Genomic DNA, 21,707 nt, shown 5'->3' with positions numbered 1-21,707 from the left:
ATGTACCAAGCCATTTTTGGCCTGTGCCATGGCTAATGTACCTTCCTCAACTATCTCAATCATTGCAAACTCAGTATTAAAAATTATTACGGTAAAAACTGGCTACAGCCCAACGCGTCACATAGCAATCGGCACGCAAACGATCCACTCTTCCCAAATCACCAAAATTCCGTTATGGCCCGACAATCTTGAGAGACCGGCGCCCGCATTCCAGCGCCTGCCAAAGAAGATACCGGAATGAGGGGGAATACGCCCCCTACGCAAAATGGGCTGCGGCCCGACTAGGAACACATGATGTTTAACGAAGTAAAAAAATCGATGCAGTGGGGGCAGGATACGCTCACACTTGAAACGGGCAAAGTTGCTCGTCAGGCTGACGGCTCTGTCATCGCCACGTTGGGTGAAACCAGCGTTATGGCGAACGTGACATTTGCACGCGCCCAAAAACCGGGTCAGGATTTCTTTCCGCTGACCGTTCACTACCAAGAAAAATACTACGCCGCCGGTAAAGTGCCTGGCGGCTTTTTCAAACGCGAAGCACGTCCGACTGAAAAAGAGACGCTGACATCCCGTTTGATCGACCGTCCAATTCGCCCGCTGTTTGTCCCCGGCTTCAAAAACGAAGTTCTGGTGATGTGTACAGTCCTGTCACACGACATGATCAACGACCCAGACATGGTTGCGATGATCGCGGCATCTGCGGCGCTGACCATTTCTGGCGCACCATTCCGCGGTCCAATCGGCGCATGTCGCGTCGGTTTCGTAGATGGTGAATACATCCTGAACCCAGAAATCGACGACATGCACAACCTGCGCCTGAACCCAGAGCAGCGTTTGGACCTTGTTGTGGCCGGCACCAAAGACGCCGTGATGATGGTTGAATCCGAAGCTTACGAACTGTCAGAAGCAGAAATGCTGGGCGCCGTAAACTTTGCACACGAGCAAATTCAGCCTGTCATCGACCTGATCATTGATCTGGCCGAAGATTGCGCGAAAGAGCCGTTTGAATTCGAACCTGTTGATTACTCGGACCTTTCAGCAGCGGTCAAAGCAGCGGGCGAAGACGCGATGCGTGCCGCCTATGCGATCACCGACAAGCAAGAACGCACAGCCGCTGTTGCTGCGGCCAAAGCATCCATCATCGATGCGCTGACCGACGAGCAAAAAGAAGACGGTAACTTGGGCGCTGCGCTTAAGAAGCTGGAATCAAATGTTCTGCGTGGCGACGTTGTAAAAAACAGCAAACGGATCGATGGCCGTGCGCTCGACACCATCCGTCCAATCGTTTCTGAAACGGGTATTTTGCCACGTACGCACGGTTCTGCCTTGTTCACACGCGGCGAAACCCAAGGTCTGGTTGTGACCACATTGGGCACCGGCGACGACGAGCAGATGATCGACTCGCTGACTGGCATGTATAAATCTAACTTCATGCTGCACTATAACTTCCCACCATATTCCGTTGGTGAAGTTGGTCGTGTGTCTGGCCCGGGTCGTCGTGAAATCGGTCACGGTAAACTGGCTTGGCGTGCGCTTCAGGCGGTTCTGCCAGCGGCAACTGATTTCCCATACACCATCCGCTTGGTGTCAGAGATCACTGAATCCAACGGCTCATCTTCAATGGCGTCTGTTTGTGGTGGGTCACTGTCCATGATGGACGCGGGCGTACCGCTGAAAGCACCAGTTGCAGGCGTTGCGATGGGTCTGGTCATGGAAGACGATGGCGATTACGCGATCTTGTCTGACATCTTGGGTGACGAAGACCACCTCGGCGACATGGACTTTAAAGTTGCGGGTACCGAAAACGGGATCACGTCTTTGCAAATGGACATCAAGATTGCGGGCATCACGTCTGACATCATGTCCAAAGCATTGGATCAGGCGAAAGCCGGCCGTTTGCATATCCTTGGTGAGATGGGCAAAGCCCTAACAGGCGCGCAGGAATTCTCTGTGCACGCACCAAAGATTGAAACCATGCAGATCCCAACCGACAAAATCCGTGAAGTGATCGGATCAGGCGGTAAGGTTATCCGTGAAATCGTTGAAACGTCCGGCGCAAAAGTCGACATCAACGACGAAGGTGTGATCAAACTGGCCTCTAACGACGCCGAAGCGATCAAAAAAGCCTACGACATGATCCATTCCATCGTGGCAGAGCCAGAAGAAGGCGTGATCTACAAAGGCAAGGTTGTGAAACTTGTCGACTTTGGCGCATTCGTGAACTTCTTTGGCAAACGCGACGGGTTGGTCCACGTGTCCCAAATCGAAAACCGCCGCCTGAACCACCCTTCAGACGTTCTTAAGGAAGGTCAAGAAGTCTGGGTCAAACTGCTCGGCTTTGACGACCGCGGCAAAGTACGCTTGGCCATGAAAATGGTGAACCAAGAGACTGGCAAAGAAGAAGCACCCGCAGAAGAGTAATCTTCGCTGCTTTGAAATAACAAAGGCCCCGGTGGAAACGCCGGGGCCTTTTGTGTTTTGGGGTTTAAGATTAGTTGTATTCGATAAATTTGATCAAAGACGAGCCAAGTACTGATCACCTGCATCACGCTAATGGCGGATTTGAGCCCAAAGTGACCATATGTTAAGGTATTTCTTGTTCACGATTGCTTAGAAAATATCGTCTTAAGCCAACCCAACATCGAAGCAATACGCAAGAAAAGTAGCGCGAAAAAAGACACGCAAAGTAGACGGAGAACCACAATGGAGCTGATTTTTGGGTCTCCTGACTGCAGTAAGTCGCCAAAAAGGCAGAGCCAAACGAAGCAACAGATGCAAACAAGGGCCAAAACATTTTTCAATTTAACCATGACAACGTCTAGATCACCAAACCTCAAAAAGTTCAATCAAGCTAACAGCTGTCTTGCTGCCTATCTTCATCAACTCCGCTAATTCTATCCGAGATCACCTTCGCTATTGATTGGTGCATTCATGATCCATACCAAAGTAGCACAATTTAAGGATCCCATTCATGTTAAAAAAGCGGGATGAACTAACCGAAATATTTAGAGCAATAGGCGCAAGTGAGCCTGAGCAGTGGGCAGATTCACAAGTTAAAGAGGGAATCCCTCAGCTTCATAGATATTTATTTCTCAAACAAGCATGGGCCCAAGTCATCGATGAATTGGATGATAGCTGGATCGAAAGAGTTGTTGAGGCGGCGCAGCGTAATCCAGAGGCTCCGTTTTCCGGTCAAGGTCATGCAATAGGGCGGATGTTGGCGCAGGGAGTAGAGCGTGCAGATATCGTAGACCTGGTCCGGTGTGCGCAAGTCGAAATGATCGCCGGTCTTTGTTACTTACTTGAAGACCCGTGCCTAGAAGATAACGTTGAGGAACGCGTTGGCGTATTGGGATGGGCTCTTGTAGCAACGAACGATGAATTCGAGCCGACTGATGAAATTATTGGCAGTTTGCATGAATCTGTTTTGGAAACAGACCCAACAGGACGAGAGATGCGGTCACGACGAAAAACCCAATAAGTTTATCAGATGACGATGCCGCCCTACTATTCACATCAACTCCGTGACAGATAATCCGCGGAGACATAACCTGTGGTTTGCGGCGCGTCCGATAGTGAGACCCGGCACCAGCGTTGCCCGACTTCGGTGACGCATTCGTGCAGGTTCAGTGCTGTGCCATCTGGCAGGCCGACGATGATATTAAACCCAAGCCCCGGCCCCGCGCGTAGTTTCAGCAGGTCATCCCCTGTGCCCTCAACAAATGTGCGCCCTCCCGACAAGCCGCAGCTTGCGACAAACACCAAAGCAAAAGTCATTGAAATTGCACTGCGGAACATGGGCTCACCTCTTTTGTTTTCTCATCAATAGACTGGGTGCGGGCTAAATCCTAGCCTCGTTACCCCGAATGCAAAGATCACCCATAATCTACGAAACTTCCGATCATCCACGTCAAATGTGCGCGCGTATCGATGCCTGGCTTGATCTCAAACACAGCCATGCGCCCAATCATTTCTTTCGGCTGCACCAGACGTTCCACACTATGATACTTTAGGCGGTCTCCGTAATCATCAAAGAGTACCAAGGTCGGCTGCTGGCAGCGCATGATGATCGCGCACATGCAAGCCACGCGAAAACGCCCATCGATCAGCACAACATCAGGGGCAGCCAAATCGGGATCGTCCCAGATTCCCATCGGATAGCGATGAAAGTCCTTATATCCGCTGCTATCCTGCGGGTTCCCCCATTCGCGGGTCGCGCCGATATCTTCATGCACGACGCGCGCGTGCTCACTTTGGCCTTCGCTTGCCAGTATCGCGTTCATGTTTTTCGCCCATAGCGCGTCACTCTCAATAGCAACTACCTGTTTGCCGAGACGCGCCGCGACAAGCGTTGACCCACCCGATCCATATTCCAAGATGCGTGCGGCCTGTGCGTAGGTTTTCTCTAAATGCGCAGCCTCTTGCGCGGGGAGCGAGAAATCAATGTCACCCGCAGTGACTTGATTAGGCCTTTTTTGCAGGGTCTTTCTAAGGAACATCCCATTATCCTACGCGTTTCAACTGCTTGATCCAACACATTGGATCGGACCGCAACGGAAACGGCAGGGTGACGCCTTAGGCTCTCGCAAAGTGACGGGCGCAGGGTTCCCCCGCGCCCGAAATGTTGATTACAGCTTGGTGGTGCGCAAGTAAGGCAGCACAGTTGTGAAATCGCCAAATTTTTCTTTCGCGTCTTCGTCGCTGACAGATGTCGGGATGATCACATCATCGCCGATGTTCCAGTTTGCGGGCGTTGCCACGCCTTGACCTGCGGAGGTTTGCAAACCGTCCAGCGCGCGCAGCACTTCGGCAAAGTTGCGCCCAACAGTCATCGGGTAGGTCATCGACAGCTTGAGCTGCTTGTCAGGACCAACGATGAATACGGCACGGACTGTTGCGCTATCTGCTGGCGTGCGACCATCTGGCATGTATGCCTCCGCTGGCAGCATATCGAACGCTTTGGCCATTTCGAGGTTTTCATCGGCAACGATCGGAAAGCCAGCTTTGGTGCCTGCAACGGATTCGATGTCGGTCTTCCATTTTTTATGCTCTTCCGCGCTATCGATGCTGATACCCAGTACCTTCGTGCCGCGCTTTTCCCATTCGTCAGCCAATTGTGCGACAGCGCCGAATTCGGTCGTGCAGACAGGGGTAAAGTCTTTGGGGTGCGAAAACAGAACCGCCCAGCTATCGCCGATCCAATCGTGCAGTGAAATTGTGCCGTGATCCGTTTCGACTGTCAGATCAGGGATGGTGTCATTAATACGTAGGCCCATGTGTGCGCTCCTATTTTGAATTTCCTTACCATTTATATAGGTCCGCAAATTCAAATGCGCTACGGGAACGCGCACATTGTCGCAGCTAAAACGGGCATTTCGCCGTGATCCGCATGCCCTGCCCCCCATCGGGGTGCCGAAACTGGAATGTCTCAGAATGTAGCATCAGACGCGGATAGTCTCTGGCCGGGCCTTCGGCATAAAATGGATCGCCCAAAATCGGATGCCCAAGCGCCAGCATATGCACACGCAATTGATGTGATCGCCCGGTTTTAGGCATCAGCCGCACGCGGGTTTCGCCATTTCCTTTGCGCTGCACGCGCCAATCCGTCACGGCTTGCCGTCCGTTTTCATGGTCAACCATTTGCAACGGCCGGTTCGGCCAGTCGACGATCAGCGGTAGGTCTACCGTCCCTGCCTTCTCTGTCATCTCACCCCAAACCCGCGCGACATAGGTTTTCTTAGTCTGACGTTTTTCGAATTGAAGCCCAAGATGCCGCTGCGCATGTGGGGTCAGCGCAAAGATCATCACCCCAGAGGTATCCCGATCCAAGCGGTGGATCAAAAGCGCGGTTGGGAAAACTGCCTTGACCCGCGCCATCAGGCAATCAGCCAGATGCTCGCCCTTGCCTGGCACCGACAACAACCCGCTTGGTTTATCGACGAGTACAACCTCATGGTCATCATGCAGGATAACCAGCGGGTCTTGGGGTGGATTATATTCGGTCATTGCGCAGGTACGCGATCACCGAAAATGGCCGAACCGACACGGATATGGGTCGCCCCAAGGGCAATCGCGCGTTCAAAATCGCTGCTCATCCCCATAGACAGACCCGACAACCCGTTGCGCGCCGCAATTTTAGCCAGCAACGCAAAGTGGAGCGCAGGTTCTTCATCAACGGGGGGGATGCACATCAACCCCTTGAGCGGCAAATCAAGCGCGCGCACCTCGGCCACAAAAGCATCCGCATCTGCCGGCAAAACGCCGGCCTTTTGCGGCTCTTCCCCGGTGTTCACCTGCACGAACAGATCGGGGCAGGACCCTATATCTTGGGCCAGCCTTGCAATGGTTGTAGCAAGTTTAGGGCGATCAACCGTATGGATCGCCTGCGCCAGTTCCATCGCTTGGCGCGCTTTGTTGGTTTGGAGCGGTCCAATCATATGCAATTTGATGCCATCGTATTGCGCACGGAACCGCGGCCATTTTCCAGCTGCTTCTTGGACCTTGTTCTCACCAAAGATTCGGTGACCTTCGTCAAGCACCACCGCGACACGTTCATCGGGCTGCACCTTGGACACTGCGATAAGCGTCACATCATCATAATCGCGGCCTGCAGCATCACAAGCGTCGCGCATTTTGTCCTGAATATCGGCAAGGGGCATGTTAAGGCTCCGAAAAATAAGGGTCACGTCACGTTTCAGGCCGAAATAAAGGGGAATCTGGGCGATGTCACCGCCCAAAACACTGTGTGTCCTTGATGCATCATTTTGCGCGAACCCGCCAAATAAGGCTCTAATTTGCTTGAGTGTCAGCCCCAAACGGCGCACTTACACACCAATGCTAGGAAAACTGGCATTCTTGGGAATGCAAAACACGAGGGAATAAATCCATGAAAAGCACCCTTCTTACAACAACTGCTCTGATCGCCTTTGCTGGCGCGGCAGCTGCTGAAGTAACTTTCTCTGGCTCAGCTACGCTGGGTTATAACGACACAACACGCACAACTGCAACTACTACGGGCGCGACAAGCGGCTGGGGTGTTACTACAGTAGCGACCGGCGTAGCCGGCACTGGCGTCACCGCGCTTGACGACAACCAAGGTTTCTACTGGGATGCAAACGTTGCAGTTACCCTTTCAGAAGAACTGGACAACGGTCTGACAGCTTCTGCGACTTTCGATTTTGACGTTGCTGACCTGACATTGGGCGACACTCTCGAAGCTGGCAGCTACGTTCTGTCTTTGACATCTGACACAGCTGGCCTGTACTTCGGCGATACAGCTTTCGCTGCTGAAACACGCTGGTCCGGTGCTGGCGACATGGAATCAGACAGCTTCTCCGAAGCAGACGGCGAAACAGTTCTGCGCGGCGACTTTGAAGTTGCTATGGTTGAAGCATCGCTCTCTGTCGTAGTTGCTGACACAAACGGTACAACAGCTCAGTCAGCTTCTGGCGGTTCAGACAGCTTCGACCAAATGTCATTCGGTGCTGCTGCTGACTTCGGTCAATTCACAGTTGTTGCTGCATACCAAGAAGAGGGTGACCTCGGCAACACAGCTAATGGCGACTACAATGCAGACGAAGTATTCGGTCTGTCTGTTGGCGCAACATTCTCTGGCGCAGACATCACAGTTGCATACGCATCTGACGAAACTGCTGGTACCAACTCTACTGGTATCGAAGTTTCTTACCCATTCAGCGACGCTATCACAGCAACAGCATACTATGTTGCTGAAGATGACGGCACAGACGAAGATAACTACGGTGTGAACGTTGCTTATGCATCTGGCGCAATCGCAGTTGCAGTTGACTATGACTACGACCAAGGCGTTGACAAATGGGGCGTTGAAGGCTCTTACGATCTGGGCAACGGCATCACAGTTCTTGCTGGTGTTCTGAACGAGAACGAAGGCGACGACACTGACTACTACATCGCAGGTACATATGACCTCGGTGGCGGTGCAGACCTGTTGGTTTCTTACGGTGTTGACGACGACTTCGACCAAGAAGACGAAATCGGTGCTAACGAATACCAAGAAGGCGCAACAGTTGAAGTTAACTTCACTTTCTAAGCGAAGCTAACGTCTAACTTACGCGAGAGCGGCCCTTTGGGGCCGCTCTTTGCGTTTGTGGGGTGTGGATTTGCGCATAATTGCTTGTGACCTGCTGCCCCCTTCGCTACATATTTCGTCAATGACAAAGTATCCCGGCAAAGGGGAAATGGTTTGACGTCGATGATTACACTTATGCGCGCGGGGCTCACGGCCCTGTTGATCGGAACCCTCGCGTCTTGCGGCGGCTCTGTTGCGACCCCAACCCCACGCGGCGCGGAAAACGTCGCGGTGAACCGCTACATTTGGGCGGCATCGTTGGATGTTTTGGACTTTCTGCCTGTTCAATCCGCAGACCCGTTCACTGGCGTGATTTCGACCGGATTTGGCACGCCACCTGGCGGCGGCACCGCTTACCGCGCAACCATCCGCGTGATTGATCCCGCACTTGACGCCCGGTCGCTACAGCTGGCCTTGCAAACACGCAGCGGCCCCGTATCCCTTGAAACCCAAACCGCGGTCGAGGATGCGATTCTCTCGCGCGCCCGACAGCTTCGTATTGCCGACGGCGCCCTATAACGTCCGGCATATCGCCCGAATATCCAATGCGCCGGGCCCTTTTGCCCGGCGTTTGCATTCTTGAAAGACCCTACCGATGACATCCTACACGCCCGCCAATATTGAAGCCAAATGGCAGTCTAAATGGGCCGACGCCCAGACGTTTCTGGCTGTGCGCAGCGACGATAAGCCAAAATACTATGTGCTAGAGATGTTCCCATACCCATCGGGCCGCATCCACATGGGCCACGTGCGCAACTACACGATGGGTGATGTGATCGCGCGCTACAAGCTGGCAACAGGGCATAACGTGTTGCACCCAATGGGCTGGGATGCCTTTGGGATGCCTGCCGAAAATGCCGCGATGGCGTCAGGGGGGCACCCCAAGGATTGGACATACAACAACATCGCCGACATGAAAGCGCAGATGAAACCGCTGGGCCTGTCCATTGACTGGAGCCGCGAATTTGCGACCTGTGATCCAGAATATTACGGCCAGCAACAGGCGTTGTTCATTGATTTTCTGTCCAAAGGGCTGATTTATCGTAAAAAGGCTGTGGTCAACTGGGACCCGGTCGATATGACCGTTCTGGCAAACGAGCAGGTCATTGACGGTAAAGGCTGGCGTTCCGGCGCAGAGGTAGAACGCCGTGAACTGGTGCAGTGGTTCTTTAAGATCAGCGACCATTCCGAAGAATTGCTGTCGGCGATTGATAGCCTTGATGACTGGCCTGCCAAGGTCAAACTGATGCAAGCCAATTGGATCGGCAAGTCACGCGGGCTGCAATTCGCGTTTGAACGTACCGACGGTGGTGAGATTGAGGTCTACACCACCCGGCCCGACACATTGCTGGGCGCATCATTTGTTGGCATCTCACCCGATCATCCGCTCGCGCGTGAACTGGAAGCCCAAGACGATAAGATCGCCGATTTCTGTGCAGAATGCCGCAAAGGTGGCACGACCGCCGAGGCGATCGAGAAGGCTGAAAAGCTGGGTTATGATACTGGTCTGACAGTGAAACACCCGTTGGATGGGTCTGAACTGCCCGTCTATATCGCGAATTTCATCTTGATGGATTACGGTACCGGCGCGATCTTTGGCTGCCCTGCGCATGATCAACGCGACTTCGATTTTGCGACGAAATACGGGTTGCCGATCACCGCGGCGTTCCTACCGGATGCCGAGGCGAACGCCACTTTGCAAGAGGCCTATACCCCCGCGAAATCTGAAACAGTCACCTATGTCAAAGGGTTCTCAGGTGAAACGGTCCAGACGGGCGAAGCCGCCGTTGACGCCGCGATTGCTCATTGCGAAGCGAACGGTATCGGGGAAGGCGTCACAAAATTCCGTCTGCGCGATTGGGGGCTGTCGCGCCAACGCTATTGGGGCACGCCAATCCCGATTGTGCATTGCGACGATTGCGGCGCGGTGCCTGAAAAGAAAGAAAACTTACCTATTGAGCTGCCCTACGATGTGACGTTTGACATCCCCGGCAACCCGCTTGACCGCCACCCGACATGGCGAAATTGCGCATGTCCTGCCTGTGGCAAGCCCGCGCTGCGCGAAACTGACACAATGGATACCTTCGTGGATTCCAGCTGGTACTACGCGCGATTCACATCCCCGCACGCCGACACGCCAACCGATCTGGACGACGCCGCCTATTGGATGAACGTCGACCAATATATCGGCGGGATTGAACATGCGATTTTGCACCTGCTCTATAGTCGCTTCTTTTCTCGCGCGATGCGGATGACAGGGCATTTGCCGCAGGGCTGTGAGGAGCCGTTTAACGCGCTGTTTACCCAAGGCATGGTGACGCACGAGATCTACCAAACCATCGGCAATGATGGCCGCCCAACCTATCATTTCCCCGAGGATGTGACCGACGGAAAGCTCGCCGACGGAACCGAGGTTGAGATCATCCCATCCGCCAAAATGTCGAAATCCAAGAAAAACGTGGTCGATCCCGACGACATTCTTGCTAAATTCGGCGCCGATACCGCGCGTTGGTTTGTGCTGTCTGACAGCCCGCCAGAGCGCGACGTTGAATGGACAGCATCGGGTGCAGAGGCTACGCATAAGCACCTGTCGCGCGTGTTCCGTATCGCTGGTGATATTGCCGCGATGGATGACAGTGCTGGTACGGGCGATGATGACCTGCTGCGCGCCATGCATAAGGCAATCCACGATGTTACCATGGGCGTCGAAACCTTTGGGTTTAACGCGGCCATCGCAAAGCTTTACGGTTTTACCGCGACACTGTCGAAATCCAAAGCAGGCAAGGCGGCCAAATCAGAGGCTATGCGCACCCTCGCGCAACTGATGTCACCAATGACCCCGCACCTTTCGGAAGAAATCTGGGCGTTGCTTGGCGGCACAGGTTTGATCGCGACCGCCCCTTGGCCTGTTGCAGACGAGGCCATGTTGGTGGAAGATACTGTGACGATGCCGATCCAGATTAACGGCAAACGGCGCGGTGAAATACAGGTCGCAGCCGACGCTAGCAAAGACGCGATTGAAACCATCGTCATGGACCACCACGCTGTGCAAAAAGCGCTTGATGGCGGCACACCAAAGAAACTGATCATTGTACCGGGACGGATTGTGAACATTGTCATCTAACTTGCCATCACGTCGCTTTGCTCTTCTTGGGCTCTTGGCCCTAGGTGGCTGCGGTTTTGCGCCTGTTTACGGGAATGGCACCGGGTTGCGCGATATGATCGCATTCGAAACTGATGACAGCGTTGCGGGTTACCGGATGCGGGTGCAGCTTGAACAACGACTTGGGCAAGCATCTGCCGCACGATATGTTTTGCAGGTGACACAGACCCAAGAACGGCGCAGTGCTGCAATCACTGATGATGGTGATACGACGCGCTATAACGTGACAGGAACCGCAAAATGGACGCTGACAGATAGCACGACGGGTCAACGGATCGAAACCGGTGAAGTTGACGCCTTTACAAGCTATTCCGCAACCGGGTCGACAACAGCGACCCAAGCCGCCGCAACGGATGCAACTGCGCGGCTTTCGGTGATCCTTGCAGATATGATCGCGGACCGCCTTTTGATCCTTAGCCCAAGCCTGACACCATGAAGCTAGCAGGCGCGGCGGCAACGGCTTATTGCCGGAAACCTGATGCGACCCACGCGGGCCTGTTGATTTTTGGTGCCGACCCGATGCGTGTTGCTGAGAAACGGCAGCAAGCGATTGCTGCCCTTGTTGGACCATCTGGCGAAGAGGAAATGCGGCTAACCCGTATGGCCGCCGCGGATTTGCGCAAAGATCCAGCGCTTTTGGATGACGCTATCAAGGCGCAGGGCTTCTTTCCCGGTCACCGTGTGGCATTTGTCGAAGATGCGACCGATACGGCCGCCAAGGCGATCACATCAGCCTTGGTGGACTGGAAACCGGGCGACGCGCAGATTGTCGTCACTGCAGCCCAGCTAACCGCGAAATCGGCACTGCGTAAGTTGTTCGAAAACCACCGCAACGCGATGTCGATTGGAATATATGATGATCCGCCGTCGATGGCGGATATTGAACTGGGACTCAAGCAAGCAGGTATCGCGCCGCCCGAACGCGATGTCATGGACGCGCTGATGGCGCTTGCCTCGTCACTAGAACCGGGCGATTTCAGGCAAACATTGGAAAAGGTCAGCCTGTACAAACTTGACGATGCGATGCCGCTCAGTGTGGCCGAGGTGATGCTAAATGCCCCGCAATCCGCTGAGGTTGACGTTGACGATGTGCTTGAGGTCGTGGCGCTTGGACAGGCGGATAAGCTTGGCCCTGTGCTTAGCAGCCTATACGCGCAAGGGGTCACGCCTGTGACTTTGTGTATTGGCGCGATGCGGCATTTCAGACGCTTGCACGCCGCAGCCTCTGACCCGGGCGGTCCGGCGGCTGGTGTAGGGCGTTTGCGCCCGCCTGTATTTGGCCCAAGACGTGACAAAATCGTGCGTCAAGCCAGCCATTGGGGGCGGCCTAGATTAGAACGCGCGCTCACCGCGCTGACGGATGTGGATTTGCAGCTGCGTTCGGCCAGCACCGCACCGCAAGGGCCGCTGATGGAACGCACGCTTTTGCGGCTTGCAATGATGGCGCGCCGCTAAACGAAAAAAGGCAGACCCAAGGGCCTGCCTTTCATCATGATCTTACGATCAGGATTTAGTCTTCTGATGCAGCTGCAGCGATCAGCAGAGCAGCAACAACACCGATGACGATGTATGTGCTGCTGATAGAAGAGCCGGCTGGTGCTGGTTCTTCAACCATGACAACAGGCGCATCCATGACTGGTTCGGACATGCCGCCAGCGTTTGCAGAAACAGCGGAAACAGCCAATGCAGCTGCGGCGGCGAAAGTAGTTGTAAGGCGCATGTCGGTACTCCAATTAATGCACGGGTGGTCTGCCACTTCGTGGCGATCCACATTCCCCTATTAAATCAGGGCATAGCGCGAAATCCAAGTGGTTTACTACTGATCAAAATACGTCGATTTGCAGATAGCCAGCGTCAGGAGAGACCGCTTGCAGGCTACGCACCACTTTCCCTTGCCGATTTACCCAATAAATGTTGGAAAAAGTAAAGTTTTCTCCCGTGCAGGTTTCTTTGAAACGCGTGGCATTGATCGCGACTTCCGCGCGGGTGAATGTCTCAGTTCCCTCGGAAACGATGCTACATTGCAACAGTTCGGCGGATATGCCGTCTTGATCGGTGATGTAATCCTGCCGCCGTTCTGCGGTTCCACCGCCGTTTCTGATCGCTGCCCAAGATTGCGCCACCTCTGCGCCCATCAAATCACGCGGTAGCCCACGGGTGGCAACGACCAGACCGTTTTCGAATGTCACGCTGACATTGCTTTGCCCAATCCATGTGGTGCGGTTACCGTTTTGCGCGGCCTGCACGAGCGACGACCACGCCCCTTGGTCGCGGATATTCAAGCGTACATATTTGCCTGGGTTGGCTTGCATTTCTGTCGCAGGGACAAGCGCATTTGCGGGCGCTGCGGGTGCGGCATCTTGGCCCGTGACCAAGCCTGCGACGCGTGCACCAATGCCGCTTGCACCCTGTTCGCCACAAGCTGCCAACGCAAGGAACGCGCCAAGTACCGCGCCGATCTTAATCAACTGTTTCATCGCCAGAACCGTCCCCAAGTATCGTTCAGATCATCGTGATGCGCATCACGCACAATATTGTACAAACGCCCATCGACATTCAGCATTGCGCCGCCATCACCTGAACGCGTGCGCAGCGTCGTACCGTAGTCTTTGCGGCTTGGTTGACCAGTCAAGAAATCCTGCGGGATCGTGATACGCACGCCCTTGTTGTAAGACCCATCGCCAAAATCTTCGTAGCTGACCTCTGTTTGGCTGACATAAGCACTAATTTGAACGCCGTTGTCATACTCACGGGCAAGCGTGACCCTGCCGCCCCAATCCCCCGCAAGGTACCGTCCGAGGTCAAGTTGCGAATGGATGCCATCACCGAAATCGTAATAGGCCGACACATGCCCAGTCAGGACATCATAGTCGTATTCATCAAACCCAAACCCCATGTCGGTGTCGCGTTGCGCAACATAGTTAAGCTCAGCACCAAATCCAAAGCTGCTCTCGACAGGCTTCCAAAGCAATTCGGTTGAGACCCCGCCATACATGGTTTCAAGGTAGCCCGCGCTCACACGGCTATACAGGTTTGTGCCGGGGCGCCCGTAGTGGGTAATCGCAAGGCTTTGCAGTACCGGGACGCCATCATCACCATAATATCCGCCATCTGTCCGCACGTTTTGCAGATCCGGGGTGGTGTCAACAACCGGGTCTTTGCCATCATTGTTCAAAAGACTTTGTACTATTGCGCCTGAAATCACTGTTTGCGGTGTGATCTGGTACCGCGCGCTCAGCTTAAGCCCTCCATCAACCGACATTGATCCATCCGTGCTAAGCGAGTTCAGCGTAAAATACGGGCTAATTCCCCAACTAAACGCCGGGGCACCTGTATCAACCGCCGTGAGACCAGCATCGCTACCTGCGTCGGAAAACTGCGCCCGTTCAAACATCGCCTCGGATGCACCACCACGGTTTTCCAATGCCTCAAGATCGCTACGCTGGATTGTTGTCGCCGAAAGCGGGATACCGCGTTGTTCAGGTTCGAGAATAAAGGTTTCAACCGATCCGGGCATAATCTGTGTCATCATCCGTGACACGCGGCCCAATGCCTGCGCTTGCGACCGATACCGGGTGTTAACGTAACGCACGCGCGCCGTGGTGTCGGTCACCTCGAGACCTGTCAAACGGATCCCTTCGATTTCAAGCAAAGCTTGCAATGCCGCGCGTAGCCCCGCTTCGGGGAGCGTACTGCGGTCCCATGTTTGCGCCGCACGCACGTTTGCGCTGCGTACCTTGATCGGCGCGGGCGCGCCTTCAATCCCGCTCATGCCGGGGCGGTTATTCGCATTCAAAACAAACGAAGCCGAAAGGGAAATTTCACTGCCGTACAGTGATGCCAGCGCAACCTGCACCCCATCGGCAGGGCGGTAGGTAACGCCAAAATTATACGAGCTGTTCACATCCAAAACCGGCGCATAGGCCTCTTGCGGATAGGCGATTGACGAATACTCAGCCGTCACACCCCATTTGTCGTTGATCTGATAAGACGCCCCACCAAAAAACGCTGCATCCCCGGCAAACCACTGATCCGTCGCCAATTGACCTTCGGGGGTCGTTTCATCAAATGTGGGTCGCGTTGAGCGTCCGCTGATTGGGTTATCAAACCCCTCATGCGTGCCCATCGCCCCCCAGCCAAGACCCGCTGTCACCGCTAAATTGTCGCCAATGGATTTGGTTGCAACCAAATATTCAGACTGGAACCGGCCGGGGTTCAGGAAATCACGCATCCCGATGGCCACCGCAGGCAAATATTCGGATTCATTGATCAGTCGATATTGCAGGCTAAAAGAACGTTCAAATTGCCCGTCGTCGATCCCAACGCCTGTGCTGTCATAAAGATCGGTGACCGTATAGCTCGCGCTACCAGACAATCGATCGGTCAATTGTCCTGCGAAGTTGAGGCGAAATAGCCCGTCACGCATAACAATCGTACTTGCGATTTCCCCTTCAGGGGCGCTTTGCGCGATTGGCATTTCGACCAGCCCGGGCAGGCCATATTGCCCATAGTTCAGGTCGGTAGTTTGCGCCGTAGCCTGATGGCCAATCACTGTCGTCAAAGCGGTTGTCGCAAGAAATGCTTTTGCTCGCATAATCGGTACTCCGTACTGTCGTTAGGCGTGTCTAGCGCGCCGCACTACAGATTGCTACTATGGCTTGCGTATTCTATCGCTGCATGTGCGGCTTTTGCCCCAGTCGCCATGCAGCCAGTAATCAAATACCCACCTGTTGGGGCTTCCCAATCTAGCATTTCACCTGCACAAAACACGCCGGGCTGATCGCGCAGCATAAAACCATCTGTCAGCACGTCAAATCGCACACCGCCTGCGGTCGAGATTGCCTCGTCAATCGGGCGCGGGCCTTTGTGCACGATTGGCAATGCTTTGATCAGGGGGCCAATGTCATCCGGCATGGGCCGCCCAAATTCCATGAGCAGGGCAATCCGCACCGGATCCAGCTTTAGTACCTTGCGCAGATGGTTTGACAAGCTGGCCTTGCCACGCGGTTTCGCAAGTGCCGCGCGTACGCGGTCAAGCGGCCAATCGGGCAGCAGATCCAGATAAATCGGCGCGCCCATCCGCAACGGTTTAGACAGCATATAAACGCCTCCGCCCTCAATCCCGCGCGCAGAGATCACGCATTCACCCCGTGTGTGCTGGTCGCCTGCGGTGAGCATACAAGCTTTAACTGGTGCTCCAAAATGGCGCTGCATATGCGCGGACCAGTCGACTAAAACACCCATGTTTGATGGTGCAAAAGGCGCGACCGCGCCCTGGGGGAACTGTTTTGCCCATGCGCCATCAGACCCAAGCCGCGCCCAACTGGCGCCGCCCAGCGCAAGAATTATGACTTTAGCGGGCAGGTTTTGTGCCCCTTCAGGCGTATGAAAGACAGCGGTTTCATCCTGCCAACCCGCCCATCTCCACCGCGTTTCAAGCGTCACACCCATCCCATCAAGCCGCTTGATCCACGCGCGCAACAGCGGCGACGCCTTCATGGCGACGGGGAATAGACGCCCTGTTGATCCGGTGAACAATGGCTGGCCCAACCCTTGCGCCCATGCCGCCACCGCGTCCGGGCCAAAATCCATCAGTGCATCACGCATCATCGGCGGCACGTCACCGTACGCAGTTAGGAACTGATCCATTGGTTCCATTTTGGTCAGATTGAGCCCCGATTTTCCAGCCATCAGGAATTTCCGACCGACCGAGGGCATGGCATCCGCAATCGTCACTGATAGCCCGGATTTCGCTAAAACCTCCGCCGCCATAAGCCCGGCAGGCCCGGCCCCAATTACCAGCGCATCGGTCACGTTGTGGGGATCATCGATTTGATGGCCGCGACGTGGCGCGGGTCAGCATGCATCACATCCTGCGTCAATTGATCAACCTGCGCCGACAAATCGTCTAAGGGGACAATACGATCAATGAGCCCCCATTGCAGCGCCTCTTCGGCCAATATCTTTTGCCCCGCCATCAGGATCATCTTTGCACGCGACGGCCCGACCAATGCAGTCAATCGGCCAGGATCGGATGCCTGCGGAAGATACCCAAGCTTCATCACAGGGTAGAAAAATTTGGCTTGAGGAACCGCAATGCGTAAATCACAAGCCAAGACCAACCCCATCGCCCCGCCAGCAGCGGTGCCATTCAGCGCGGCAATCGTCAGGCCGGGCAAAGCGGCAACCGCATGTGACAATCGCTGCCACACCGGATCAACTGCAAGCCCAGCGCGCGCCTGATCAAGATCAGCGCCAGCGCTAAAAACAGTGCCTGTTCCGCCAAAAACGACAACTTTCGCCGCTGTTGCCCGCTCTGCGATTTCGGCCAGCTCAATGAGCATATCGCGGGTCAGCGCACCGGCTTTTTCAGGACGATTAATGGTTACGCGCCACAGGTTGCCCGATACTTCACACTGGATCATACAAGTCCGACCTGTTCACGAATGGTTTGTTCACGCAAACTGACATCAAGCCCCATGTAAGCATCCGCGGCGGGTGAACACATCCACGCAAGCGTCTTCGCAGGCCATTCAGGCGGGATATGATCAGACCAGTCAAGCTGACTGACTGCATTGATGCCCGAAGCCTTGATTTCGCGCTGCATCTGGGTGGCGACGGTCCCCGGGGACAACCCCATAATACGAATACCTTTCGCGCGATTTTCAAGATCAGCGCCCCGGGTCAGCATATAAGCTGCGGCCTTAGAGCTGCAATAAGCGGTCCAACCTTCAACCGGCCCATGCGCGGCCCCTGATGAGACATTGATGATTGTACCATGCCCTTGGGCGATCATACCGGGGAGTGCGGCGCGCATTCCGTACATGACACCCTTAAGATTAATATCAATCGTCCGTCCCCAGGCCTCTGGGTCAACATCGGCAAGATCACCGATGGGATCAACGACACCGGCATTATTGATCAAAATATCCAGCCCACCAAACGTCTGTGCCGTGGCGTTTACAGCAGCTTCAACTTCTGCATGGCGCGATACGTCACAAGGGATCGCGAGCGCCTTTTCACCAATTTCGCCGGCAATAACGGCAATTTCATCGATGCTACGCGCAACAAGCGCCACATTCGCACCGCGAGCGGCGAATTCACGCGCGGTCGCGGCGCCAATACCCCGACTTGCGCCCGTAATCAGTAAGGTTTTCCCGACCAAATCCAGATTTTTCATGCCGATCCCTTTCGGTAAGCAACTTTGATGATTAGGTTATAGCGCAATACCCGAACACTGACACGACTCAATCGTGCCACACAAGAATCGGGATGTATTTAACCGAAGGGAATTTGGAATGAACCATTCAATGAAAATGCGCAGCGCCGTCTGCATCGCGGCATTGGTTGCCGGTGGCGCCGCCCACGCTGATGTCACAGCTCAAGAGGTCTGGGATAGCTGGCAAGAACAGATGGGCATGTATGCGGCCGCCGATATTACGGTAGGCTCAGAAGAAATGTCCGGCGACACGCTGGTTGTGTCCGGCCTGTCTGTCAGCACGGCTGCGCCAGAGATAAGCACCAGCTACACCATCGATGAAATTCGTTTCACCGAAGACGGTGGAAACGTCATTATTACGATGTCTGAATCCTATCCCATCACTTTCAGCCCTGAAAGTAACGTAGAGATCAATTTGGAAGCGACCAATTCCGGCCTTGAAATGATCGTTTCCGGCGATGTCGATGCGATGAACTACGAAATGACTGCTGATAGCATTGCGATCGCTCTCAAAGACGTTGTTGATGGCGACATGACCTTTACCGGCGATGCGCAAATCGTTTTGAATGACCTGTCTGGCAACTATACCACCGTCAAAGACGCGCTGATGACCGTCGACTACGACATGAATATTGCTTCGATGGATATGCTTGTTGATATCCAGCTACCCGGCGGGAACGGCGAATACATTACTGGCGGCGGTAAAATCACGGGCATGAATTTGGACGCCACAGTTGCCTTGCCACTGGACGCAGATTTTGAAAACCCTGAGATGCTGTTCGCGGATGGGTTTGCTGTTGATGGCGGGTATACCGTTGAAGGTGCCGACTATATTTTTGACGTCAACGCAGAAGGCGACCAATTGGCGGGTTCCGCTACCATGGGCGCTGCCAACTTTGCGATCTCTGCAAGCAATGCTGCGATTGCCTATGACGTATCGGCCAAGGACGTCGCTATTTCTGCGACCGGCTCCGAGGTACCGTTCCCAATCGAGCTTTCGTTCGCGGAATACGGTATTGGCTTTGAGATGCCGCTGGGCAAATCTGACGCGCCGGAAGACTTCCGTATGAGCATCGACCTGATCGATATGGCGATCAATGAAATGATCTGGGGTATGATCGACCCGGGCAACATCCTGCCGCGCGATCCGGCCACTTTGCAGATCGGTTTGTCTGGGACAGCCCAGCCAATGATCAACATGATGAACCCCGAAGAACAAGACTCGCTGGAATATGGCGAACTGCCGTTCGAGCTGAACACATTGTCGCTTGATACATTGAATGTTTCGGTTGCGGGTGCCGCTGTGACGGGTTCCGGCGATTTTACGTTTGACCCAACCGACACGCAGACATTTGCGCCGATGCCACGCCCCGAAGGTGAAGCCGCCATTAAGGTCAACGGCTTGAACCAACTGATTGATAACCTGATCGCAATGGGTCTGGTCCCAGAAGAGCAGGTCATGGGGCCGCGCATGATGATCGGCATGTTTGCCCAAACCACGGGCGAAGATCAGCTTGAAACCTCTCTAGAGGTCAACGGCGAAGGTCATGTTCTTGTCAATGGACAGCGCGTGAAATAAGCGCCATAGTTGCATTTGAAAGGGCGCGTCGGGCAACCGACGCGCCCTTTTTCGTTTGCAGACCAAAGGATTATTCGTGACATACCGTATTGCCCTACCCACCATGCTCGCCATCTTTGGCACCCCCGCAATTGCAGACATCACCGCAGATGATGTCTGGGCGAACCAAAACGCGCTTTATACCGCTTTTGGGTTGCAGGTCTCTGCGGATCGCGTCCGAGAAGGATCGACCGTATTCGTCAACGATATGGTGATGACCTATGCCTTGCCGATGGGGTTTGGTGAAATTTCTGTCAGCGTGCCACCTATGACGATGGTGGACGCGGCAGACGGCACCGTCACAATGACCTTGCCAAAATCTATGGATTACACGGTGATGGCGGTAATACCACTTATCCGGTCAGAACCGATTCAAGCCACAATGAACGTGCAGCAATCTGACATGCAGATGACGGCCAGCGGCGAACCGGGCGCGATCACATATGAAAGCGTCGCGGGCGCCGGAACCGCGTCCTTGACTTCGGCGTCTATAGTTCCCGATGTCGCCGAAATGGTTTTCGGCGTCACCATCAACAGCGGCGGGCATACGGTCGTTTCAACCGTCACCGAAGGCGAAATGATCACGATCAGCTCTGAATATGTCATGGAACCAATGACATATGAAGCCATGACAGATTTTGGCGAAGGTCAATCAACCAACACAAACACGATCGGCCGCTCACAAGTATCCGCAAGCTCCGCGATCCCTGCCGAAGGGTTTGATCTGTTGAACCTTGCCCCTGCATTGCGCGCGGGGATGTTCATGCAAAGCACGCAAACAACAGAATTTGCACAGGCAGAGCAGGTCACGATGGCAAACGGTCAGATGTTCATGTCGCTTTCACACCGTTGCGGGCCAGCGATCTATAATTTTGGCCTTTCAGATCAAGGGTTAGCGTTTGCCGGAAGCGGCGATGGGTGTGAAATTTCAGTTCAGGAAACCCAAGCAACCCAGATGGCCGGGATTCCCGGCGAGATCGATATTGTGGTTGGTGCCACGGTTGCTGACATTCTCGTCCCGCTGCTCAAGTCGGACACGGCCCAAACCGCGCGCTATCACATTGGCTTTGATGACCTCACAGTTTCAGAAAATACTTGGGCTATGTTCGATCCCGATCAGGTCCTTTCTCGTGATCCGTTGGATATGAACATCGACCTTTCAGCTGGCCTTACCTACAACGTTGAATGGCTTGATTTCCTGAACATCGAAAACGAGCTGATGATCCAACAAACCCCGGTCGAATTGCACGACCTGCGGATTGATGCATTTGATATATCTGGTGCTGGGGCATCGCTGGCATCGACGGGCGCATTTACCTTCGACATGACTGATCTTGATACGTTTGATGGTATGCCGCGTCCAACGGGTGCTGCCGGTGCAACAATGACGGGCGTGCATGCGTTGCTTGATAATCTGATCGCCTTGGAACTGCTAAATGCCGACGAAGCCTTTGGCATGCGCATGGGGCTCGGTATGTTCTCGCGCGATGATGGTAACGGCACGTTAACCACGTCTGTCGAAATCGACGATGCCGGCAGCGTGCATGTGAATGGCGAACGGGTCAGATAGGCTTGCAGCATATGGTTCGGCACATTAGGT

Annotated in this window: 20 protein-coding genes; 9 read left to right on the top strand and 11 right to left on the bottom strand. The window is 54.4% G+C overall.

Features of this window, described 5'->3' with window-relative positions; translation table 11 throughout:
• Positions 1 to 294: 294 nt before the first annotated feature.
• Together pnp and Yoon_RS12720 are read left to right on the top strand one after the other, a co-directional pair.
• Positions 295 to 2,421, top strand: coding sequence for a polyribonucleotide nucleotidyltransferase (pnp, locus tag Yoon_RS12725; RefSeq protein ID WP_238112662.1), 2,127 nt, complete (start codon positions 295 to 297; stop codon positions 2,419 to 2,421).
• A 550-nt stretch (positions 2,422 to 2,971) separates the two neighbouring features.
• Complete coding sequence (locus Yoon_RS12720) at positions 2,972 to 3,481, top strand: hypothetical protein (protein WP_238112635.1); 510 nt, start codon at positions 2,972 to 2,974, stop codon at positions 3,479 to 3,481.
• Positions 3,482 to 3,516: 35 nt separating this feature from the next.
• Here the strand turns inward: Yoon_RS12720 and Yoon_RS12715 are convergent, their stop codons facing one another.
• From Yoon_RS12715 to Yoon_RS12695, 5 genes are all read right to left on the bottom strand, one after another.
• Positions 3,517 to 3,798, bottom strand: coding sequence for an SH3 domain-containing protein (locus tag Yoon_RS12715; protein ID WP_238112634.1), 282 nt, complete (start codon positions 3,796 to 3,798; stop codon positions 3,517 to 3,519).
• Between the two features lie 77 nt (positions 3,799 to 3,875).
• Positions 3,876 to 4,499, bottom strand: a complete 624-nt coding sequence (locus tag Yoon_RS12710; RefSeq protein WP_238112632.1) for a hypothetical protein — start codon at positions 4,497 to 4,499, stop codon at positions 3,876 to 3,878.
• Positions 4,500 to 4,628: 129 nt separating this feature from the next.
• Complete coding sequence (locus tag Yoon_RS12705; protein WP_113774922.1) at positions 4,629 to 5,276, bottom strand: peroxiredoxin; 648 nt, start codon at positions 5,274 to 5,276, stop codon at positions 4,629 to 4,631.
• Between the two features lie 85 nt (positions 5,277 to 5,361).
• Positions 5,362 to 6,006 (bottom strand): pseudouridine synthase, encoded by a 645-nt coding sequence (locus tag Yoon_RS12700; RefSeq protein ID WP_238112630.1) that lies wholly within the window; start codon positions 6,004 to 6,006, stop codon positions 5,362 to 5,364.
• Positions 6,003 to 6,659 (bottom strand): YggS family pyridoxal phosphate-dependent enzyme, encoded by a 657-nt coding sequence (locus tag Yoon_RS12695; protein ID WP_238112629.1) that lies wholly within the window; start codon positions 6,657 to 6,659, stop codon positions 6,003 to 6,005. The genes Yoon_RS12700 and Yoon_RS12695 overlap by 4 nt, the downstream gene beginning before the upstream one ends.
• Positions 6,660 to 6,886: 227 nt before the next feature.
• Between Yoon_RS12695 and Yoon_RS12690 the strand changes: the two genes are divergently transcribed.
• The 5 genes from Yoon_RS12690 (at position 6,887) to holA (ending at position 12,725) form a co-directional block, all read left to right on the top strand.
• Entirely contained in the window at positions 6,887 to 8,068 is a 1,182-nt protein-coding gene (locus Yoon_RS12690) for a porin (RefSeq protein ID WP_238112628.1), read from the top strand.
• A gap of 162 nt (positions 8,069 to 8,230) precedes the next feature.
• Positions 8,231 to 8,626, top strand: coding sequence for a DUF3576 domain-containing protein (locus Yoon_RS12685; protein WP_238112660.1), 396 nt, complete (start codon positions 8,231 to 8,233; stop codon positions 8,624 to 8,626).
• 76 nt (positions 8,627 to 8,702) lie between these two features.
• Positions 8,703 to 11,231, top strand: a complete 2,529-nt coding sequence (gene leuS / locus Yoon_RS12680) for a leucine--tRNA ligase (protein WP_238112627.1) — start codon at positions 8,703 to 8,705, stop codon at positions 11,229 to 11,231.
• Positions 11,221 to 11,706 carry an LPS assembly lipoprotein LptE gene (gene lptE / locus Yoon_RS12675; RefSeq protein ID WP_238112626.1) on the top strand — a complete coding sequence of 162 codons (486 nt, stop codon included), beginning with the start codon at positions 11,221 to 11,223 and terminating at the stop codon, positions 11,704 to 11,706. Before leuS ends, lptE begins: the two co-directional genes overlap by 11 nt.
• Positions 11,703 to 12,725 carry a DNA polymerase III subunit delta gene (gene holA / locus Yoon_RS12670; protein WP_238112625.1) on the top strand — a complete coding sequence of 341 codons (1,023 nt, stop codon included), beginning with the start codon at positions 11,703 to 11,705 and terminating at the stop codon, positions 12,723 to 12,725. Before lptE ends, holA begins: the two co-directional genes overlap by 4 nt.
• Before the next feature lie 55 nt (positions 12,726 to 12,780).
• Here holA and Yoon_RS12665 read toward each other — a convergent pair whose 3' ends face one another.
• The 6 genes from Yoon_RS12665 to Yoon_RS12640 form a co-directional block, all read right to left on the bottom strand.
• Entirely contained in the window at positions 12,781 to 12,990 is a 210-nt protein-coding gene (locus tag Yoon_RS12665) for a hypothetical protein (RefSeq protein ID WP_238112624.1), read from the bottom strand.
• A 103-nt stretch (positions 12,991 to 13,093) separates the two neighbouring features.
• Positions 13,094 to 13,747, bottom strand: a complete 654-nt coding sequence (locus Yoon_RS12660) for a YjbF family lipoprotein (protein ID WP_238112623.1) — start codon at positions 13,745 to 13,747, stop codon at positions 13,094 to 13,096.
• The gene (locus tag Yoon_RS12655) at positions 13,744 to 15,864 is read right to left on the bottom strand and encodes a YjbH domain-containing protein (protein WP_238112622.1); all 2,121 of its coding nucleotides are present in this window, start codon (positions 15,862 to 15,864) and stop codon (positions 13,744 to 13,746) included. Before Yoon_RS12655 ends, Yoon_RS12660 begins: the two co-directional genes overlap by 4 nt.
• A gap of 44 nt (positions 15,865 to 15,908) precedes the next feature.
• The gene (locus Yoon_RS12650) at positions 15,909 to 17,084 is read right to left on the bottom strand and encodes a TIGR03862 family flavoprotein (RefSeq protein WP_238112621.1); all 1,176 of its coding nucleotides are present in this window, start codon (positions 17,082 to 17,084) and stop codon (positions 15,909 to 15,911) included.
• On the bottom strand, positions 17,081 to 17,695 hold the full coding sequence (locus tag Yoon_RS12645; protein WP_238112620.1) for an enoyl-CoA hydratase/isomerase family protein: 615 nt from the start codon (positions 17,693 to 17,695) through the stop codon (positions 17,081 to 17,083). Before Yoon_RS12645 ends, Yoon_RS12650 begins: the two co-directional genes overlap by 4 nt.
• Entirely contained in the window at positions 17,692 to 18,450 is a 759-nt protein-coding gene (locus Yoon_RS12640) for an SDR family oxidoreductase (protein ID WP_238112619.1), read from the bottom strand. Before Yoon_RS12640 ends, Yoon_RS12645 begins: the two co-directional genes overlap by 4 nt.
• Positions 18,451 to 18,568: 118 nt before the next feature.
• Here Yoon_RS12640 and Yoon_RS12635 point away from each other — a divergent pair, with 118 nt between their 5' ends.
• Together Yoon_RS12635 and Yoon_RS12630 are read left to right on the top strand one after the other, a co-directional pair.
• A complete protein-coding gene (locus Yoon_RS12635) occupies positions 18,569 to 20,068 on the top strand; it encodes a DUF2125 domain-containing protein (protein ID WP_238112618.1) in 1,500 nt (499 codons plus the stop codon).
• Between the two features lie 76 nt (positions 20,069 to 20,144).
• On the top strand, positions 20,145 to 21,677 hold the full coding sequence (locus tag Yoon_RS12630; RefSeq protein WP_238112617.1) for a DUF2125 domain-containing protein: 1,533 nt from the start codon (positions 20,145 to 20,147) through the stop codon (positions 21,675 to 21,677).
• Positions 21,678 to 21,707 lie beyond the last annotated feature (30 nt).

The organism is Yoonia sp. I 8.24 (assembly GCF_022096995.1).
In the GTDB taxonomy this organism is placed as follows: domain Bacteria; phylum Pseudomonadota; class Alphaproteobacteria; order Rhodobacterales; family Rhodobacteraceae; genus Yoonia.
This window is presented reverse-complemented; position numbering and strand designations above follow the sequence as displayed.

Excerpts from the sequence above, each read along its gene's own strand:
- Yoon_RS12690 (WP_238112628.1), top strand. The coding sequence starts at position 6,887 with ATGAAAAGCACCCTTCTTACAACAACTGCTCTGATCGCCTTTGCTGGC.
- Yoon_RS12695 (WP_238112629.1), bottom strand. The coding sequence starts at position 6,659 with ATGCCCCTTGCCGATATTCAGGACAAAATGCGCGACGCTTGTGATGCT.
- holA (WP_238112625.1), top strand. The coding sequence starts at position 11,703 with ATGAAGCTAGCAGGCGCGGCGGCAACGGCTTATTGCCGGAAACCTGAT.
- Yoon_RS12655 (WP_238112622.1), bottom strand. The coding sequence starts at position 15,864 with ATGCGAGCAAAAGCATTTCTTGCGACAACCGCTTTGACGACAGTGATT.
- pnp (WP_238112662.1), top strand. The coding sequence starts at position 295 with ATGTTTAACGAAGTAAAAAAATCGATGCAGTGGGGGCAGGATACGCTC.
- Yoon_RS12705 (WP_113774922.1), bottom strand. The coding sequence starts at position 5,276 with ATGGGCCTACGTATTAATGACACCATCCCTGATCTGACAGTCGAAACG.
- Yoon_RS12715 (WP_238112634.1), bottom strand. The coding sequence starts at position 3,798 with ATGTTCCGCAGTGCAATTTCAATGACTTTTGCTTTGGTGTTTGTCGCA.
- Yoon_RS12720 (WP_238112635.1), top strand. The coding sequence starts at position 2,972 with ATGTTAAAAAAGCGGGATGAACTAACCGAAATATTTAGAGCAATAGGC.
- Yoon_RS12635 (WP_238112618.1), top strand. The coding sequence starts at position 18,569 with ATGAACCATTCAATGAAAATGCGCAGCGCCGTCTGCATCGCGGCATTG.
- leuS (WP_238112627.1), top strand. The coding sequence starts at position 8,703 with ATGACATCCTACACGCCCGCCAATATTGAAGCCAAATGGCAGTCTAAA.
- Yoon_RS12710 (WP_238112632.1), bottom strand. The coding sequence starts at position 4,499 with ATGTTCCTTAGAAAGACCCTGCAAAAAAGGCCTAATCAAGTCACTGCG.
- Yoon_RS12645 (WP_238112620.1), bottom strand. The coding sequence starts at position 17,695 with ATGATCCAGTGTGAAGTATCGGGCAACCTGTGGCGCGTAACCATTAAT.
- Yoon_RS12640 (WP_238112619.1), bottom strand. The coding sequence starts at position 18,450 with ATGAAAAATCTGGATTTGGTCGGGAAAACCTTACTGATTACGGGCGCA.
- Yoon_RS12665 (WP_238112624.1), bottom strand. The coding sequence starts at position 12,990 with ATGCGCCTTACAACTACTTTCGCCGCCGCAGCTGCATTGGCTGTTTCC.
- Yoon_RS12700 (WP_238112630.1), bottom strand. The coding sequence starts at position 6,006 with ATGACCGAATATAATCCACCCCAAGACCCGCTGGTTATCCTGCATGAT.
- Yoon_RS12685 (WP_238112660.1), top strand. The coding sequence starts at position 8,231 with ATGATTACACTTATGCGCGCGGGGCTCACGGCCCTGTTGATCGGAACC.
- Yoon_RS12660 (WP_238112623.1), bottom strand. The coding sequence starts at position 13,747 with ATGAAACAGTTGATTAAGATCGGCGCGGTACTTGGCGCGTTCCTTGCG.